The organism is Amycolatopsis sp. NPDC059235, from assembly GCF_042754125.1.
In the GTDB taxonomy this organism is placed as follows: domain Bacteria; phylum Actinomycetota; class Actinomycetes; order Mycobacteriales; family Pseudonocardiaceae; genus Amycolatopsis; species Amycolatopsis albidoflava.
Map to the genome: position 1 here is coordinate 1 of NZ_JBHZAG010000031.1, position 15,958 is coordinate 15,958.

The window sequence follows — 15,958 nt, forward strand, 5'->3', positions numbered from 1 at the left end:
TTAGTTGGTCTCGTGGTCTGGGTTTTGTGTATAAGAGACAGCCTTCGCGGACCGGCGATGGTCGTGAGGGGAACCCTGAGGGACTCTGAGTCCCTCAGGGTTCCCCTCACGGACTCGTTATGGGAGCAGGGCGGCGATTCCATCCAAGATTCGTTCCAGGGCGAAGTCTTCGGGGGCGGCGGCTGGGAATTCTTGGGACTCCGTTAGTTCGGCCAGGTGCGGGTAATCGCCTTCGGTCAGGCGGGGGTGCAGGAAGGCCCGCACTTCGGCTGCGTACTCGGTGGATTCCGGGGAGTCCGGGTCGGCGATCGTGCGGCGGCGGTCTGCGGTGGCTCGGACTACCGCCGAGACTAGTTCTGCGCAGGACAGTGCGTCCACTGTGGACAGGCCGGCTTCAACAAAGATCGCCAGAAGTTGCTCGGTCCAGCGCAGGCGGTGTGGAGTCAGGCCCTCGCGGACGTCCAGCAGCCACGGGCGCGTCGCGTATCGCTTGGTTGCGGCGTCGGCCCAGGTGCGGACGGCGGAGCGCCAGTCCAGGCCGACGGGGGCGGGCGGAGGTGGGCCGAAGCCGGCTTCGGCCAGGAGGATCAGCAGCTCGTCTTTCGAGCTCACGTAACGGTACAGCGCGTTGGTCGTCAGGCCCAGTGCGGACGCGATGTTCGGCAGCGACGCGGCTGCCAGGCCTTCGGTGTCGGCCAGTTCTACCGCCGCGGCTACCACCGCCGCTACGGTGTGCGACGGCTTCGGTCCTCGGCGGGGACGGGGGGCGCCCAGCCAGGCTGGGGTCAGGCCCGGCGGCAGGGCTCGGGGATCGGGCTCGATCGGCATCTTTCGCTCCGGTACGTCTTTCAGTAAACTGTGCAAGTCTTACACTGATCTGGTCTGGGGGCGAGCCAACGTGAGCGAGACCAACCGGTTCGGATTCGGGAAGGTCACCGAACTGGATCGGAAGCTGGCGGCTACCGAGGTCGAGCACGCCCGTTCGGAGGGCGTCTGCGACGGGCAGGAAGCGGCTCGCAGGCTGGCCCGGATCCGGCTCGCGGAGTCGCACGCGGCGTTGCGGGCCGCGGTCGAAGGGCGGGCGTCCGGGTCGCCGCCGCCGCTGCTGGAGGCCGCGCCGAAGCTCGCGTTCGGGCTGTGGGTGGTGGTCGTGGCGGTCAACACGCTGATCTGGTTCGGCATCGGGGTGATCGGCGGGCAGTGGGATCCGCTGTGGCTGCTCTGGGTCTATCTGGGCGGCGGAGTGCTGGTCGCGGGCGTGTGGAGCGTCCGGGACTTCGACCGGCGGGCGCGGGCCACGGCGGGCCGGGCGTCCTGAGCGAAACCCCTGGGGTTCCCCCGTCCGCGGGAGTCCGCTAAACTGTTCAAGCCTTACACAATTAATCCCGACTCCGTCGAAGCCGTATTGGGGGGCCTCATGTCGGAGAGCACCGAGAAGACCCGCTCCGGGAGCGGACTCGCTCGCCGAATCGTCACGATCGCCTGGGCCGCCATCACGGGGGTCCAGTTCGTGATCTGGCTGCTGATGAGCCTCATCAGCATGTCCTTCAAGTCGCCCTTCTGGCTCTGGACGCTGGGCGGGGGCGCGCTCGTGCTCGCGGTCTGGTGGTCGCTCGAGCGCCGCGGTTCCGGGAACGGATCGGAGTGAACGACGTGCCCACCACTACTTCCGTGGCGACACCCGTCCAGCTGGACGCGGTGCACAAGACCTACGGCCGCGGCGAGAGCGCCGTCGAAGCGCTCGCCGGCGTGTCCGTCGCCTTCCCGGCAGGCACCTTCACCGCGGTGATGGGCCCGTCCGGGTCCGGCAAGAGCACCCTGCTGCACTGCGCGGCGGGGCTGGACACGCCGACCTCGGGGCAGGTCACCCTCGTGGGGACCGACCTCAAGGGCAAGAACGAAACCCAGCTCACCGAGCTGCGCCGCGAGCACGTGGCGTTCATTTTCCAGTCGTTCAACCTGATGCCGGCGCTGAACGTGGAGCAGAACGTCACGCTGCCCACGCTCCTGGCCGGCCGCACGCCGGACAAGGCGTGGGTGGACCAGGTGATCGCGCGCGTCGGGCTGTCCCAGCGCGTGAAGCACCGGCCCGGCGAGCTGTCCGGCGGACAGCAGCAGCGCGTCGCGATCGCTCGCGCGCTCGCCGCCCGCCCGGCCGTGGTGTTCGCCGACGAGCCGACCGGCGCGCTCGACACCACCACCGCGCTCGAGGTGCTCGGCCTGATGCGCGAGCTGGTCAGCGCGGGCCAGACCATCGTGATGGTCACCCACGACCCGGTCGCGGCGTCCCACGCGGACAACGTGCTGTTCCTGGTCGACGGCCGGATCGTCACGCAGATGACCACGCCCAGCGTCGACGCGGTCGCGAGCACCCTGGCGCACCTCGGCGAGCAAGCGAGGAGGCAGCGGTGAGTTCGCGGCGAGTGGTGCTCGCGCTCGCGCTGTCGAGCCTCCGGTACCGCGCGGCGGCGTCGCTCGCGTCGTTCGTCGCCATCCTCATCGGCTGCGGTCTGCTGATCGCGTGCGCCGGGCTGTTCGAGACGGCGATCGTGCTTAAGGCCGCGCCGGAACGGCTGTCCGCGGCACCGCTCGTGGTCGGCGGGTCCGCCGGGTTCAAGCTGCCGGACGAGGAATCCCAGGTCGTCCCGTACGCCGAGCGTGCGGTGCTGCCGGAGGACCAGGTCGCGAAGATCTCCGCGGTGCAGGGCGTCAGGCAGGCGGTGCCGGACGTGTCGTTCGCGACCGTGCTGCTGCACGACGGCGCGCCCGCCGAATCGGGTGAGTCTGTCCTTTCCGGACACGGCTGGGATTCGGCTTCGCTGGGCGGATACAAGCTCACCGAAGGCGCGGCGCCGAACACTCCGGGGCAAGTGGTCATTGACGCGACCACCGCGTCCGCGGCTGGGCTGCACGCGGGTTCGGCCGTTGATCTGGCGGTGAACGGGCAGCGGCAGTCGTTCCAGATTTCCGGTGTCGCACAGCCTTCGCAGACCGTGAAGGCGCCCGCGTTCTTCTTCTCGGTCACCGACGCCCAGCGGTTCAACCCGCATCCCGGAACGGTCGGCCTCGTCGGCGTTTTCCCGGCAGACGGTGTCGACGCGGCGGACCTGGCGGGCAAGATTTCCGCGCAGGTTCCCTCGCTCACCGTGCTGACCGGCGACGACCGCGGTTCGGCCGAATTCCTCGGCGTAAGCGGAAGCCAGCTGCCGCTGATCCTGCTCGCGGCGGTGTTCGGCGGAATGGTGCTGGTCGTGATGGCACTGGTCGTCTCGGCGACGATCAGCCTCACCGTCCGGCAGCGGCAGCAGGAGCTAGCGCTGCTGCGGGCGACCGGGGCGACGCCGAAACAGGTGCACCGCATGGTCGTCATGGAGACGATGGCGGTCGGCGCGATCGCCGCGGTGTGCGGGGCGTTCCTGGGCAGCCTGCTCGGAAACTGGATCTTCAGCACCAGCGGCTCGCTCGGCATCGTGCCGGACGAACTCGCCTTCACCCAGGACATCATCGCGTTCGCGGCCGGGGTCATCGCCACGCTCGCGATCACCTTCGGGGCCGCGTGGTTCGCCGCGCTCGCCGCCGCGCGGGCCCGGCCCATCCAGGCGCTGGCCGAAGCGGCGATTCCGGGCGTCAAGGTGAACGCGATGCGCCGCATGGGCGCGCTGATCTGCGGTGCGGCGACGGTTTTGCTCGCCGCGACCACGATCTTCATGCCCGCCGACACCGCGGCGGCGATCGGCGGACCGGCGGTGCTCACCGGCGCGATCGGCGTCGCGCTGCTCGGTCCGGAGATCATCGCCTGGGTGGTGGACCGGTTCGGTCCGTTCGTGCGCCGGGTCGCCGGCCGCGACGCCACGCTCGCGGTCATCAACACCCGGGCACGGGCGGTCGCGTTCGCTGCGGTGCTCACGCCGATCACGCTCGCCAGCGCGGTCGCGCTCGGCAACGTGTATTCCGAGACCACCGCCCAAAAAGCGCAGATCGCCGCGTACGCCGGTCAGTTGAAGGCAGACGCGGTGGTTACCTCGACCGCGGGCGGGTTCTCGCCGGACGAGCTCGCGCAGATCCGCAGTACGCCAGGGGTTGCGACCTCATCGCCGCTCGTCACCAGCTCCGGCTGGGTCGAGGAGCCCTACGACGGCAACGGAAGCGACCCGCTGCGGCTGCTCGGCGTCGCCGCGCAGGACCAGGGCGGCACGGTGCTCGCCACCGAGGTCACCGAAGGCTCGCTGACGCAGCTGCGCGGGAATTCCGTGGCGCTGCCCGCGTCGGTCGCTGAAAAGCTGGAAGTCAAGGTCGGCTCGAACATCAAGATGCGGCTCGGCGACGGGGCGCAGGTCCCGGTGACCGTGGTCGCGCTGCTGGACAGCCCGTCCAGCTACGCGAGCATGATTCTGCCCGCGGACCTCCTGGCCGCGCACACGACCAGCGGCCTGGCGTCGCAGGTGCTCGTGCGGGGCGGGGACGCCAGTGCGATCGTGTCGGCGCTGTCCGATCGGGCGAAGGACTGGCCCGGGGTCACGGTCGGCGACGACAGCGCGCTCGCCGCGAGCTTCCAGGCGAGTGCCGACGTCGAGGCGCTGATCAACTATCTGCTGGCCGTGCTGGCCATCGCGTACGCCGCGATCGCCGCGGTGAACACGCTCGCGGTGGCCGTGCTGGCCCGACGGCGGGAGTTCGGCGCGCAGCGGCTCGCCGGCGCGGATCGCGGGCAGATCCGGCGGATGCTGTTCGTGGAAGGCGGGATCGTGGCGGTGACCGGGCTCGTGCTCGGCATCGTGATCTCGCTCTTCACCGTGGTGCCGATGGCGCTCACCACCGGCGAGATCATCCCGTCCGGGCCGATCTGGGTGTTCCTCGGCGTGGTCCTCGCGATCTTCCTGATCGTGTGGCCGGCGACCGCGCTCTCGGCGCGGCTGGCGATGCGCCGCAACGCCATCGAAGCGGTGAAAATGCCTGGCCAGTAACGGCTTCTAGGGGTACGCCGGGCCGGTCCGGGGTGGATAGTCTCGTCACGACTGTCCGCACCGGGCCGGCCCGGTTTTGTCGTATCTGGAGTGATCCCCATGCGTGTACTCCTGGCCGCGCCGTCGTCAACGGCCCGTCTGCACACCCTGGTTCCGCTGGCCTGGGCGCTGCGAACTGCCGGGCACGACGTGAAAATCGCCGGGCGGCCCGCGTTCGTCGAGGACATCCTGCGCACCGGCTGCGTCGCGGTCGAGCTCGAGGACGGCGACGCGGAGCTCGCCGAATCCGCTGCGCTGACCAAGTTCGCGCAATTGTGGCGGCCCGCGGCGGTCGTGTCGAACGCTCCTGCCGGAATCGCCGCCGCGCGCGCGGCTGACGCTAAGGCGGTTCGCGTGCTGGGTCCGGACGATGAACCTGACGCAGCTGCGGACCTCACGCTCGACGTCGTCCCGCCTTCATTGCGGGACTCTCCCGGACAACCGCTGCGGCACGTGCCGTACTTCGGCCCCGTCGAGGTGCCGACTTGGTTGCGCCGCAAGGCACGCCGGGCACGCATTCTCCTGTCGCTGAACGATCCGTCGTGGTACGAGCCGGTCTTCCGGGCAATGTCCGATGTGGACGCTGAAATTGTCTGTGCGGCAGAGCTGCCCGCTGGTCTCGAATTGCCGCAGAAACTGAAGCTCGTCGACGCCGCGCCGCCGGCTGCCGTATTGCCGACCTGTGCGGCGGTGGTGCACGACGGTGACGAGACCTTGGCGCTTGCCGCGGTGGCGTACGGACTGCCGCAGCTGTCGTTGACCGAATCCGCTTTCGGCGCTCGCGTGACAGCTGCGGGGGCGGGTATTTCCGGTGCGGCAGAAGGGATTTCCCGGCTGACGGGAGAAACGCTTCGTGCCGGTGCGAGCGCTTTGCGTGCGGAGGTGGCGGCGCTGCCGGCCCCTCGCGTGGTCGCCGCCGCGCTGGCCAGCTGAATGTGGGGCCGCTAGGGGTGGGGGCCCGCCAGCGCCGTCGGTAGCGTTCCCGACGTGGCACTTTCCACCCTTTTTCGCGGTTAGGCGGGGCGATTGGCGTGAGTAGCGACTTCCAGTCCGGCGGCGAGAACGAGCGCAAACTGCTCGCCTACCTCAAACGCGCGACGACTGATCTTCGCGAAGCGAAGCGGGCACTGCAGGAAACGCGCGAGCGCGACGGCGAGCCGATCGCGATCGTCGGCATGGCCTGCCGGTACCCGGGCGGCGTCACGTCGCCCGAGGACCTGTGGAACCTCGTCGCCACCGGAACCGACGCGATCGGTGGCTTCCCGGAGGACCGCGGCTGGCCGCTGGACACGCTGTACGACCCCAGCGGCGAGCGGCCCGGAACCACGAACACTCGTGAGGCCGGATTCCTTTACGACGCGGCGGAATTCGACCCGGAGTTCTTCGGCATCTCGCCGCGCGAGGCGCTCGCGATGGACGCACAGCAGCGGATCCTGCTGGAGACCTCGTGGACCGCGCTGGAACGGGCCGGGATCGTGCCGGAGACGTTGCGCGGCAGCGAAACCGGCGTGTTCACCGGCGTCATGTACCACGATTACGCCGGGCACGCGGCCGCTGGCAGCGTCGTGTCCGGCCGGGTCGCTTACGCGCTCGGGCTCGAAGGGCCGGCGGTGAGCGTGGACACCGCGTGCTCGTCGTCGCTCGTCGCGCTTCACTGGGCCGCGCAGGCACTCCGCCGCGGTGACTGTTCGCTGGCGCTGGTCGGCGGCGTCACGGTGATGGCCACGCCCGAAACTTTCGTGTATTTCTCCGAGCAGCGCGGGCTTTCCGACGACGGCCGGTGCAAGGCGTTCGCCGCCGCGGCCGACGGAACCGGCTGGGGCGAGGGCGCGGGTGTCCTCGTCGTCGAGCGGCTTTCCGAAGCTCGTCGCAACGGTCACCCGGTGCTCGCCGTGATCCGCGGCTCCGCGGTGAACTCCGATGGCGCGTCGAGCGGTCTGACTGTCCCTAATGGACCCGCGCAGCAGCGAGTCATCCGCCAGGCGCTGGAATCGGCCGGGCTGAGCACGGCGGACGTCGACCTCGTCGAGGGCCACGGCACCGGCACGAAGCTCGGCGACCCGATCGAGGCGCAGGCGCTGCTCGCGACTTATGGCCAGGACCGCACTGAACCGCTGTGGCTGGGCTCGCTCAAGTCGAACATCGGACACACCCAGGCTGCGGCCGGCGTCGGCGGCGTGATCAAGGTCGTGGAGGCGATCCGGCACGGCGTGCTGCCGAAGACTCTGCACGTCGACGCGCCCTCGCCGCACGTGGACTGGTCGGCCGGCGAGGTCGAGCTGCTCACCGAGGCCCGCCCGTGGCCGGAGACCGGACGTGCCCGTCGTGCCGCGGTGTCGTCGTTCGGGATCAGCGGCACCAACGCGCATGTGATTGTCGAACAAGCCGAGCCGGTCGAGGACGCCGCTGCGCCAGCCGAGGTGCCGGTGCTGGCTTGGCCGGTGTCCGCGGACACGGCGGACACGCTCGATGCTCAGGTCAACCAGCTCACCGGCCTTGAAGGATCGCCGACCGATGTCGGTTTCTCCCTGGCCACCACCCGGTCCATGCTCGACCACCGCGCCGTGCTTGTCGGTGCGACGCGAGACGGCCTGAGCGAAGTACGGGACCGCCGCACCAACGGCCGTACGGCGTTCCTCTTCACCGGCCAGGGCGCACAGCGGGCCGGGATGGGCAAGGAACTCGCCGCGAAGTACCCGGCCTTCGCCGAAGCCTTCGACGCCGTGTGCGCCGAACTCGACCCGCACCTGGACCGTCCACTGAAGACAGTCCTTGACGATGCCGCCGAGCTGGAGCGCACCGGGTTCACTCAACCCGCGTTGTTCGCGGTCGAGGTGGCGCTGTTCCGGTTGCTGGCGTCGTGGGGGATCAAGCCGGACTTCCTGCTTGGCCACTCGATCGGGGAACTGGCCGCCGCGCACGTCGCCGGGATTCTCTCGCTCCCGGACGCGGCGGCCTTGGTCGGCGCGCGGGCGCGGCTGATGCAGGCTTTGCCGTCCGGCGGGTCGATGGTGGCTCTGCAGGCGACCGAGGACGAGGTCACGCCGCATCTGACCGACCAGGTGAGTATTGCCGCGATCAACGGCCCGGACTCAGTCGTGCTTTCTGGCACCGAAGACGCCGTCGCCGCCGTGGTGGCCGCGTTTGACGGGCGGAAGTCCTCGAAACTCAAGGTGTCGCACGCGTTCCACTCGCCACTGATGGAACCGATGCTCGCCGAATTCGCCGTCGCGGCCGAGAAGCTCACCTACGCGAAGCCGCAGATCCCGATCGTCTCCACTGTCGGTGCCGGCGAGGATCTGTCCACTCCGGACTACTGGGTACGTCAGGTCCGCGCCGCGGTCCGGTTCCACGCCGGGGTCGAGAAGCTGGCGGACGAAGGCGTCCGGACGTTTGTCGAGATTGGACCGTCCGCAGTCCTCACCGCCGCTGCCCAGAACGCGTTTGACGACGACACCCTCGCCTTCATTCCGGCCCAGCGCAAGGACCGCGGCGAAGCGATCACCGCCGTCACCGCGCTCGCGACCCTGCACGCGCGCGGCGTCCCGGTGGACTGGACTGCGTTCTACCCGGGCGCGCGCCGCGTCGAGCTGCCGACCTACGCCTTCCGCCGCACCCGCTACTGGCTCCCCGCCGACACGGCCAGCGGCGACGCGACCGAGCACGGCCAGCGGCCCGCCGAACACCCGATGCTGAGCTCCGTCGTCCACCTGCCGGAGACCGATTCGGTGGTGCTGACCGGCCGGCTGTCCACCACCAGCGTCGGCTGGGTCGCCGACCACGTCGTGCTCGGCACGGTTCTGGTTCCCGGGACGGCGTTTGTCGAGCTAGTGCACCGCGCCGCTGCCGAGGTCGGCTGCGCGCACATCGAGGAACTCACCCTCGAAGCGCCGCTCACCCTCACCGAAAGCGCGGCGATCCAGGTCTCCGTCGAGGCACCGGATGACAACGGCCGCCGCACGGTAACCGTCCACTCGCGACAGGACAGCGCCGAATCCTGGGCCCGGCACGCCAGCGGTTTCGTTGCCCCGACTGCGGAAGCACCCTCCTTCGACTTCGCCGAGTGGCCGCCCGCCGGTGCGACGAAGGTCGAGCTGGACGACCCGTACACGACTCTCGCTGCCTTGGGCTACGACTACGGCCCGGCTTTCCAGGGCCTGCAAGCGATGTGGCAAGACGGCGACGTCATTTACGCGGAGGTCACGCTTCCCGACGGTGCCGAGGCTCGCGACTACGGCGTCCACCCCGCCCTGCTCGACGCCGCCATGCACGCGCAGCTCCTCGGCCCGGCCCCCGAGGGCGGTGCCGAGCCGATGCTGCCGTTCTCCTTCAGCGGCACGACCGTGCACTCGCCGGGCGCGTCGACGCTGCGGGTCCGAGTCGCCCCGGCGGGCACCGACGCGATCACTCTGCAGATCGCCGACGCCACCGGCGGCCCGGTCCTGACCGTCGAGGCACTCGCCGCGCGGGCGCTCAAGCTGGCTCCGGCGAAAGACTCGCTGTACCGGGTTAATTGGGAGCCCGTCGAGAATATCGGCGAACAGCACGACTTCCGGATTCTCGAAGTGTCCACTTCGGAGCGTCGAGTGCCGGAAGCAGCACGCGCGGTCGCGGCGAAGGTGCTCGCCGCCATCCAGGAAACTCTCGACGGCGATGGTCGCCTCGCGGTCGTCACGCGCGGAGCGGTGTCCGTCAACGGTGAGGATGTTGATCCGGCGCTCGCCCCGGCCTGGGGACTGGTCCGCGCGGCTGCGGCGGAGAACCCCGGCCGGTTCGCGCTGGTCGATGGCGACCCGGAGACCGCGTTGGCTACCGGCGAGCCGGAGACCGCGGTCCGCGACGGCCAGGTCTTCGCCCCGCGATTCACCACCGTCACTGCGGAACCGACCGAACTGAACTGGGACAAAGTACTGGTCACCGGCGGTACCGGCGGTCTCGGCGCAGTCGTCGCCCGGCACCTTGTGACCAAGCACGGCGTGCGGAACCTCGTCCTGACCAGCCGTCGGGGAGCGAACGCCCCCGGTGCGGCCGAGCTACGCGACGAGCTGACTTCCCGAGGTGCGACAGTCGCGGTCGAAGCGTGCGACGTCACCGACGCGGAGTCCGTGCGGAACCTCCTCGAAACCGTCGGCCCGCTGTCCGCCGTCATCCACGCGGCAGGCGTGCCGTCGGCCGGACGCGTCGAGACCCTCACCGAGGAAGAAACCGCCCGCGTCTTCGCGCCGAAGGTCGACGGCGCCTGGAACCTGCACGAGCTGACGAGCAACTTGGACGCGTTCGTCCTGTTCTCCTCCGCCGCAAGCACGGTCCTCGCGGCCGGGCAGGCGGGATACGCCGCGGCCAACGCCTTCCTCGACGAACTGGCCGAACACCGTCGCGCCCAAGGACTTCCGGCGACGTCGCTGTGCTGGGGCGCGTGGTCCGAGGACGGCGGCATGGCGGGCGAACTGTCCGAAGCGGACTTCCGCCGTCTCCGCCGTCTGGGCACACCGCCGATGGCGACCGCTGAAGCACTCGCCCTGCTGGACGCCAGCCTCGCGTCGGCCGAACCCGTGCTCGCGCCGGTCCGCCTGGACCAGGCGGCGCTGCGCGCCCGGACCGACGACCTGCCGCCGGTCCTCCGGAGCATGGTTCGCCGGCCAGCCAAAAAGGCTCCGGCAGCGACAAGGTTGGCGACCGTGCCCGAGGCCGAGCGCGAGGAGTACCTGCTGAGCCTGGTGTCCGGGCAGGTCGCGGCGATCCTCGGCTTCGCGAACGCCGCCGCGGTCGAGCCGGACCGTGCGTTCCAGGAGATGGGCTTCGACTCGCTCACCTCCGTCGAACTGCGCAACCAGCTCGGCGCGCGGACCGGGCTGAAGCTGACCGCGACCATCGTGTTCGACCACCCGACCCCGGCCGCGCTGGCCCGGCGGCTGCACGAGCTGCTCGGCGTGGGCCGCGGCCCGGCCGAACCGCTGCTGACCGAGATCGACCGGCTGGAAACGCTCCTCGGGGGCGCGGCCGGAACGCTGAACGGGTCGACCGCGAAGGTCGCCGCGCGGCTGGACGCCTTGGTGCGCAAGTGGGCCGACGCGCACGCGGGAGCCGAAACCGAAGCCGATCTGGACGAGGCCACCGACGACGAGCTGTTTGCCGTCCTGGACGACGAATTGGGCATCTCATGAACGGGCAGACCATGAGCAACGAGGACAAGCTCCGCGACTACCTGAAGCGTGCGACGGCCGATCTCAAGCAGGCCCGCCGCCGGCTGCACGAGCTGGAGGCGCGCGACACCGAGCCGATCGCCATCATCGGCATGAGCTGCCGCTACCCCGGGGGTGTGCGGACGCCGGACGACCTGTGGGACCTCGTCGACGAGGGCCGCGACGCGATCGGGGAGTTCCCGGCCGACCGCGGCTGGGACATCGAGGGCGTCTACGACCCGACGCCCGAGCGGCCCGGCAAGACCTACACCCGGCACGGCGGTTTCCTTTATAACGCAGCGGATTTCGACGCCGAGTTCTTCGGCATCAGCCCGCGCGACGCCCGCCGCGCCGACCCGCAGCAGCGGATCCTGCTCGAAGCGTCCTGGGAGGCGTTCGAGCGCGCGGGGCTCGACCCGCACGGGCTCAAGGGCAGCTCGACCGGCGTCTACGCCGGCGTGATGTACCACGACTACAGCGGCGGCAGCCCGGACGGCAGCCTGGTGTCCGGCCAGGTTTCCTACACACTCGGCCTCGAAGGACCGTCGGTGTCGGTGGACACCGCGTGCTCGTCTTCGCTGGTCGCGCTGCACATGGCCGCGCAAGGGCTGCGTCGCGGAGACTGCTCGCTCGCGCTGGCGAGCGGCGTCGCGGTGATGGGGACGCCGGAGATGTTCGTGGACTTCTGCAGCCGTCGCGGTCTCGCGGCGGACGGCCGGAGCAAGTCGTTCTCCGACGACGCCGATGGCACTTCGTGGGCGGAAGGCGTCGGGGTGCTGGTCCTGGAGCGGCTTTCCGACGCACAGCGCAACGGGCACCGCGTGCTCGCGCTGCTGCGCGGTTCGGCGGTGAACCAGGACGGGGCCAGCAACGGTTTCTCCGCGCCAAACGGTCCTTCGCAGGTCCGGGTGATCGAGGCCGCGCTCGTCGACGCTGGGCTCTCGGTGTCCGATGTGGACGCTGTCGAGGCGCACGGCACCGGAACCGCTTTGGGCGACCCGATCGAAGCTCAGTCGCTGCTGGAAACCTACGGTCAGCGCAGCAGCGGTGCGCCGTTGCTGCTCGGCTCGATCAAGTCGAACATGGGCCACCCGCAGGCCGCCGCTGGCGTCGCGGGCGTGATCAAGATGGTGCAGGCGCTGCAACACGCTCGGCTGCCGAAGACGCTGCACGTCGGGACGCCGTCGAAGCACGTGGATTGGACGTCCGGCGCAGTCGAGCTGCTCACCGAACCGCAGGCGTGGCCCGAGGTGAACCGGCCGCGGCGGGCGGCGGTGTCGTCGTTCGGCGTGAGTGGGACGAATGCGCACGTGATCCTCGAGCAGGCTCCGGTCGCCGAGGAAGCGACTGCTGTTTCGTCTCCCGTCTACCCGCTGGCCTTGTCGGCGAAGACTCCGGCCGCGCTGGCGGAGTCCGCCGGGCAGCTGGCTCAAGTGGACAGTGGCCTCGCCGACGTCGTGCGCACGCTCGTCGCTGGTCGTGCACCGCTGGACCACCGTGCGGTGGTCGTCGCGCAGGACCGCAAGCAGGCTGAGGAAGCGTTGCGCGCCTTGGCGTCTGGCGCTTCGAGGCCGGACGTGATCACTGGTGCCGCGGATGTGCGTGGGCGCACTGTCTTCGTGTTTCCTGGCCAGGGTTCACAGTGGACGGGCATGGCTCTCGACCTCATCGAGCAGTCCCCGGCCTTCGCCGCGCGAATGTCCGAATGCGACACCGCGCTGCGGAAGTTCACCGAATGGTCGGTCATCTCTGTTCTCAAGAGCGAACCGGGCACCCCGCCGGCCGACCGGGTCGACGTCGTGCAGCCGATGCTCTGGGCGGTCATGGTTTCGCTGGCTGCGCTGTGGCGTGCGCACGGCGTCGAGCCGGACATGGTCATCGGCCACTCGCAGGGCGAAATCGCCGCCGCGACTGTCTCAGGTGCACTGTCGCTTGAGGATGGTGCGCTGGTGGTCGCGCTGCGGAGCAAAGCGATCGGCGACATTCTCGGCGGACGCGGAGGCGGCATGCTCGCGGCGGGCCTCCCGGCGACCGAACTGGAAGAGCGGCTTGGCGCGTGGGACGGCCGGATCTCGGTCGCCGCCGACAACGGCGCGACCTCCGCGGTGCTGTCCGGCGATACCGAAGCGCTCGAAGAGTTGCGCGATCAACTGGTGGCTGAAGGCTTCCGCGCGAAGCTGGTCCCGGTGGACTACGCGTCGCATTCGGCGCACGTCGAACACCTCTCGGACCGGCTGCTCGCGGACCTCGGCCCGATCCAGCCGAGGCGCGGCGACGTCGCGATGACCTCCACGGTCACTCTCGACGCGGTCGAAGAGTCTACTGTGGACGCCCCGTACTGGTTCGCCAACCTGCGCCGCACGGTCCGGTTCGCCCCGGTCGTCGCGCAGCTCGCCGAGGCGGGCTACACGCGGTTCATCGAGATCAGCCCGCACCCGGTGCTGGCCATGAGCATCCAGGAGACGCTGGACGAAACCGGCCACACCGGTTCGGTCGTCGGCACCCTGCGCCGCGACGAGGGCGACCTGACCCGGTTCGCGACCTCGATGGCGGAGTACTCGGTCCGCGGCGGTTCGGTCGACTGGCTCTCGCTGGTCCCCGGCGGGCAGATCGTCGACCTGCCGACCTATCCGTTCCAGCACAAGCGTTTCTGGCACGAAGAAGAAGCCGTCGCAGCGGAAACGGCGACCCCGGTGGCCGACCAGGAGTTCTGGCAGGACGTGACCGGCGGCGACGTCGACGCGCTTGCCACGAGGCTCGGCGTCGGGACCGGCCCGCTCGCCGAGGTCGTCCCGGCACTGGCCGCCTGGCACAGCCGCCGCACCGAACTGTCCACGGTGGACTCCTGGCGGTACCGCGTCTCCTGGGCCCCGCTGTCCGGCGTGACCAGCGGGCTCACCGGCAGCTGGCTGATCGTCGTCCCGGCCGGGGACAAGCAGGCAACCGACCTGGCGGACGCGCTGGCCGAACAGGGCGACGTCGTCCGCTTGGTCGCCGCCGACTACACCCGCACCGCGTTGGCCGAACTGCTCGGCGAGGCCACCGCGGTCCGCCCGTTCGACGGCGTCCTCTCGCTGCTCGCCTTCGCCGAGAACCCGACGCTCACCACCATCTCGCTCCTGCAAGCCCTGCGGGACAACGAGATCGACGCTCCGGCCTGGGTCGTCACCCGAGGTGCAGTCGCAGTCGACGCATTCTCCGACGCCGACCCCGAAGCCGCCTCGGTCTGGGGCCTCGGCACCGTGGTCGCCCTGGACCAGCCGGGCAGCTGGGGCGGTCTGGTCGACGTCACGGACGCATCTGACGCTGCGAAGCTCGCCGCTGTCGTCTCCGGCATCAACGACGAGGACCAGGTCGCGATCCGGCCGTCCGGAGTGTTCGCCAAGCGGATGGTGCACGCGCCGCTCGGCCCGGACGTCGCCGAGCCGTGGCAGCCGCGCGGCACCGTGCTCATCACCGGCGGCACCGGTGCGGTCGGCGGCCACGTCGCGCGCTGGCTCGCCGGACGAGGCGCGGAGCACCTGGTGCTGACCAGCCGTCGCGGCCTCGAAGCCGAGGGCGCGCGTGAGCTGGTGGAAGAGCTGTCCGGCACCCGCGTCACCGTCGTGGCCTGCGACGTTGCCGACGAGACAGCGCTGTCCAAGCTGCTCGCCGAGCACCCGCCGACCGCCGTGGTGCACGCCGCCGGAGTGCTCACCCGCGAGCCCGCGCTGGCCGACGTCACGCTGGAGGAGTTCACCGCCGCGATCCGTGCGAAGGTCACCGGGGCCGAGCTGCTCGACCGGCTGCTCGGCGACACCGAACTCGACGCGTTCGTCCTGATGTCCTCCGGCGCCGCGGTGTGGGGCACCTCCGGCCAGCCCGCCTACGGCGCCAGCAACGCCTACCTCGACGCGCTGGCCCGGCGCCGTCGTGCGGCCGGTCGTACCGCGACCGCGGTGGCCTGGGGGTCCTGGGGCGGTGGCGGCATGGTCGACGCGGACGCGAGCGATCTGTTGCGCCGCATGGGATTGGCCGAGATGGACCCGCGGCTGGCCGTCGAAGCCCTCGGCCAAGCGCTCGACCATGACGAGTCCCAGCTGGTCGTCGCGGATATCGATTGGGCCGCGTTCGCGCCGGTCTACCAGCTCGCCCGGTCCCGCCCGCTGCTGCGCGGCATCCCCGAGGCGGCAGCCGACCAGACCGACGCCGAACCGGTGGGCGCGGGCGACCTCGCCACCCGGCTGGCGGCGCTGAGCCCGGCTGAACAGCGCCGGACCGTGCTGGACCTGGTGCGCGGCGAGGTCGCCGCTGTCGCCGGGTACGACGACGGGGGTGCGGTCGAACCCGCGCGGGCCTTCAAGGAACTCGGCTTCGACTCGGTGACCGCGGTCGACCTGCGTAACCGGCTCGGCGCCGGCACCGGCCTGAAGCTGCCCGCCACGGTCGCGTTCGACCACGTCAACCCGCAGGCGCTGGCCGAGCACCTGTGGAGCCAGCTGTGCGCGGGCGAGACGGAGGTCCCGCTCGAGGCCGGGCTCGACCGGCTCGAAGCGGCGGCCGCCGCGCTCGACGCCGCGGAGATCGACCGGTCCCGCATCCTGCCCCGGCTGCAGGCGGTCGTCGCCGCGCTGCACCAGACGCTGTCCGGCGGCCAATCCGGCTCCGAAGCGCTCGAAGCGGCCACCACCGACGAACTGTTCGCCCTCATCGACGACGAGCTCGGCGCCTGACCCCCGTTGTCCGTGAAGGGCTCCTTCCGGGAATCAGATTCCCTCAAGGAGCCCTTCACGG

7 protein-coding genes and 1 pseudogene are annotated in these 15,958 nt (G+C 70.5%); 7 read left to right on the top strand and 1 reads right to left on the bottom strand.

Features of this window, described 5'->3' with window-relative positions:
• Positions 1 to 117: 117 nt before the first annotated feature.
• Positions 118 to 828: a TetR/AcrR family transcriptional regulator gene (locus ACFXI3_RS21215; RefSeq protein ID WP_378401494.1), complete on the bottom strand. Its 711-nt coding sequence runs from the start codon at positions 826 to 828 to the stop codon at positions 118 to 120.
• Positions 829 to 898: 70 nt separating this feature from the next.
• Here ACFXI3_RS21215 and ACFXI3_RS21220 point away from each other — a divergent pair, with 70 nt between their 5' ends.
• The 7 genes and pseudogenes from ACFXI3_RS21220 to ACFXI3_RS21250 all read left to right on the top strand — a co-directional run bounded on the left by ACFXI3_RS21220 (position 899) and on the right by ACFXI3_RS21250 (position 15,897).
• Entirely contained in the window at positions 899 to 1,318 is a 420-nt protein-coding gene (locus ACFXI3_RS21220; RefSeq protein WP_344272106.1) for a hypothetical protein, read from the top strand.
• A gap of 99 nt (positions 1,319 to 1,417) precedes the next feature.
• The gene (locus ACFXI3_RS21225) at positions 1,418 to 1,648 is read left to right on the top strand and encodes a hypothetical protein (RefSeq protein ID WP_378401496.1); all 231 of its coding nucleotides are present in this window, start codon (positions 1,418 to 1,420) and stop codon (positions 1,646 to 1,648) included.
• Positions 1,645 to 2,412 carry an ABC transporter ATP-binding protein gene (locus ACFXI3_RS21230; RefSeq protein ID WP_354745006.1) on the top strand — a complete coding sequence of 256 codons (768 nt, stop codon included), beginning with the start codon at positions 1,645 to 1,647 and terminating at the stop codon, positions 2,410 to 2,412. The genes ACFXI3_RS21225 and ACFXI3_RS21230 overlap by 4 nt, the downstream gene beginning before the upstream one ends.
• Complete coding sequence (locus ACFXI3_RS21235; RefSeq protein ID WP_378401498.1) at positions 2,409 to 4,964, top strand: ABC transporter permease; 2,556 nt, start codon at positions 2,409 to 2,411, stop codon at positions 4,962 to 4,964. The genes ACFXI3_RS21230 and ACFXI3_RS21235 overlap by 4 nt, the downstream gene beginning before the upstream one ends.
• A 99-nt stretch (positions 4,965 to 5,063) precedes the next feature.
• Positions 5,064 to 5,936 (top strand): nucleotide disphospho-sugar-binding domain-containing protein, encoded by an 873-nt coding sequence (locus ACFXI3_RS21240; RefSeq protein WP_378401500.1) that lies wholly within the window; start codon positions 5,064 to 5,066, stop codon positions 5,934 to 5,936.
• Between the two features lie 125 nt (positions 5,937 to 6,061).
• A pseudogene (locus tag ACFXI3_RS21245) lies at positions 6,062 to 11,167 on the top strand (SDR family NAD(P)-dependent oxidoreductase); the annotation flags it as partial.
• Between the two features lie 41 nt (positions 11,168 to 11,208).
• Positions 11,209 to 15,897: a type I polyketide synthase gene (locus ACFXI3_RS21250; RefSeq protein ID WP_378401574.1), complete on the top strand. Its 4,689-nt coding sequence runs from the start codon at positions 11,209 to 11,211 to the stop codon at positions 15,895 to 15,897.
• Positions 15,898 to 15,958: the final 61 nt, after the last annotated feature.

What these genes read in the sequence shown, in the direction of transcription:
- ACFXI3_RS21215 (WP_378401494.1), bottom strand. Translation starts at nt 828, where the DNA reads ATGCCGATCGAGCCCGATCCCCGAGCCCTGCCGCCGGGCCTGACCCCA.
- ACFXI3_RS21225 (WP_378401496.1), top strand. Translation starts at nt 1,418, where the DNA reads ATGTCGGAGAGCACCGAGAAGACCCGCTCCGGGAGCGGACTCGCTCGC.
- ACFXI3_RS21240 (WP_378401500.1), top strand. Translation starts at nt 5,064, where the DNA reads ATGCGTGTACTCCTGGCCGCGCCGTCGTCAACGGCCCGTCTGCACACC.